We start from the raw sequence: 2,702 nt of genomic DNA, 5'->3' as shown, positions 1-2,702 counted from the left end.
CCCCCCCGCGGGGGGGTGGCTCTGCTACTGCTGCGCCCCCCCCGGGCGCGGCCCCCCGCGGGCGGGGCCGAGGCGGTGCGGCAATGAGCGGCGCGCAGGCAAGCGAGGCGTCGCGGCCGGGCGCGCTGCGTCGTGCCTGGGACTCCGACCTTGCCCATGACTTCCGCCGCTCCCCGGCCGCGATGCTCGCGGCGCGGGTGCGGCGCGCCTTCGTGGTCTCCGCCCTGGCGCCGGCGCTGGTCGCGCCGGTGCCGGTGTTCGACCTGACGCGCATCAACCTGCGCGATGCCTTCGTGCCGCCCGCCTGGATGGAGGGCGGTTCCACCCGCTTCCTGCTCGGCACGGACGGCCAGGGGCGGGACGTGCTCTCGGCCATCATCTACGGCGCGCGCGTCTCGATGCTGGTCGGGCTCGGCTCGGTCGCGCTCGCGCTGCTGATCGGCGTGCCGCTCGGGCTGCTCGCCGGCTATCGCGGCGGGCGGTTGGATGCGCTGATCATGCGCGTCGCCGACATCCAGCTGACCTTCCCGGCGATCCTGGTCGCGGTGATCCTCGACGGCATCGCACGCACCGCTCTCGGCCAGGCGGCCTATGAGCGCAACCTCGTGCCGCTGCTGATCCTTGCCATCGGCCTGACCGGCTGGGTGCAATACGCGCGCACCGTGCGCGGCGCGACCATGGTCGAGCGCCAGCGGGACTATGTCGCGGCCGCCATCCTCGTTGGGCGCGGACCAGGCGCGGTGATGCTGCGCCACATCCTGCCGAACGTCGCCACGCCCGTTCTGGTGCTGGCGACCATCCACCTGGCCGTCGCGATCATCCTGGAAGCCACGCTGTCCTTCGTCGGCCTCGGCATTCCGCCGACGCAGCCGTCGCTCGGCACGCTGGTAAGGGTGGGCAACGACTACCTGCTCTCCGGCGAGTGGTGGATCGCGATCTTTCCGGGCCTCGCCTTGCTGCTGCTCGTGCTAGCCGTCAACATCCTCGGCGACTGGCTGCGCGACGCGCTCAACCCCGTGTTGCAATAGGGAAAGGGAGAACCACGATGAGAGGCTTTTCGTCCGTCGCCACTGCCTTGGCGCTCGTTCTGGCCGCGGGGCTGGCCCAGCCGGCGCCCGCCCAGACGCTGCGCGTCGGCACCAACGCCGATGCCGGCAGCATGGATCCGCAGGCGCAGAACATCCAGACCACGCTGACCCTGCACTCCATGGTGTTCGATGCGCTGGTCACCCGCGACCGGGACCTGCGCCTCGCGCCCGGCCTCGCCACGCGGTGGGAGATCGTGAATCCCACAACCTGGCGCTTCCACCTGCGCCCGAATGTCCGCTTCCACGGCGGCGAGAGCTTCGGCGCCGACGACGTGAAGTTCACCATCGAGCGCGCCAAGCACGCCAGCTCGCAGTTCCAGATCTTCGTCTCCTCCATCGCCGAGGTACGCGTGGTGGACGACCTGACGGTGGAACTCGTCACCTCCAAGCCCGATCCGCTGGTGCCGGACAAGCTGACCTACATCTTCATGATGGATCGCGGCTGGGCCGAGCAGCACAACGTGCGTGAGCCGCAGAACCTGCGCACCCGGCAGGAGACGCACGCCGCGCTCAACGCCAACGGCACCGGCCCCTTCATCCTGCGCCGGCGCGAGCCGGATGCCACGACGGTGCTGGAGCGCAACCCGAACTACTGGGCGCAGATGCCCGGCAACGTGCAGCGCGTGGAATGGCGCCCGATCTCGAACGACCCCACCCGCATCTCCGCGCTGCTGTCGCGCGAGCTCGACCTCGTCATCGACGTGCCCACGCAGGACGTTGCGCGGCTGCAGCGTGATTCGAACATCAAGGTGGAGCGTGCGAACGAGTTCCGCACCATCTTCTTCGGCTTCGACCTGCGCAACGACCAGCTGCGCTACGGCCAGCAGGGCGGGGGCAACCCGTTCCGCGACCGCCGCGTGCGCGAGGCGATCAACCGGGCCATCGACATCGAGGCGATCCAGCGCAGCGTGATGCGTGGCCTGGCGACGCCGACCGGCCAGCTGCTCGCGCCGGGCAATGTCGGCTACGACGCCGCGCTGGACCGGCGTCTGCCCTTCGACCAGGCCGCGGCGCGCCGGTTGCTGCAGGAAGCGGGCGTGCCGCAGGGCTTCTCCTTCACGCTGGACTGCCCGAACGACCGCTACGTCAACGACGACCAGGTCTGCCAGGCGGTCACCGCGATGCTCAACCAGGTCGGCTTCAACGTGACGCTGAACCTGATGCCGCGCGCGCGCTACTTCCCGAAGCTGTGGGAGCGCGACACCTCCGCCTTCATGATGGGCTTCAACTCGCCGTACTTCGACGGCATGTACGCGCTCGAGACGCTGTTCATGACGCGCCAGGACCCGGAGGGCATCTTCAACTATTCGCTCTACGGCAACCCCGAGATCGACGCGATGATCCGCGCCGCGCGCGACGAGACCGACCTGCCGCGCCGTGCCGAGATGATGAAGGCGGCCTGGCGACGCGTGACGGAGGAGATGATCTACATTCCGATGTATCATCAGGTGCTGGTCTGGGCGATGCGCCGCAATGTGGACGCGCCGCTGCGCCCCGACAACTGGCTGGAGATCCGCTGGGTGCGCGTGAACTGAGGCGTCGCGGACTGGCGGGGGGGCCCCCGGCGCCCGCGCCCGGGGCCCCCCCCCCGGGCCGGGGGCGGGCAATGGTGAC

Annotated in this window: 2 protein-coding genes; both read left to right on the top strand. The window is 70.2% G+C overall.

Annotation, left to right across the window (positions count from 1 at the left end):
• The first annotated feature begins 83 nt into the window (after positions 1-83).
• Positions 84-1,028: an ABC transporter permease gene (locus AC1MIR_RS27580; protein ID WP_480031368.1), complete on the top strand. Its 945-nt coding sequence runs from the start codon at positions 84-86 to the stop codon at positions 1,026-1,028.
• A 17-nt stretch (positions 1,029-1,045) separates the two neighbouring features.
• Complete coding sequence (locus AC1MIR_RS27575) at positions 1,046-2,623, top strand: ABC transporter substrate-binding protein (protein WP_480031367.1); 1,578 nt, start codon at positions 1,046-1,048, stop codon at positions 2,621-2,623.
• Positions 2,624-2,702: the final 79 nt, after the last annotated feature.

The sequence above is a fragment of the Falsiroseomonas sp. RANM36 genome, from assembly GCF_056682175.1.
This window is presented reverse-complemented; position numbering and strand designations above follow the sequence as displayed.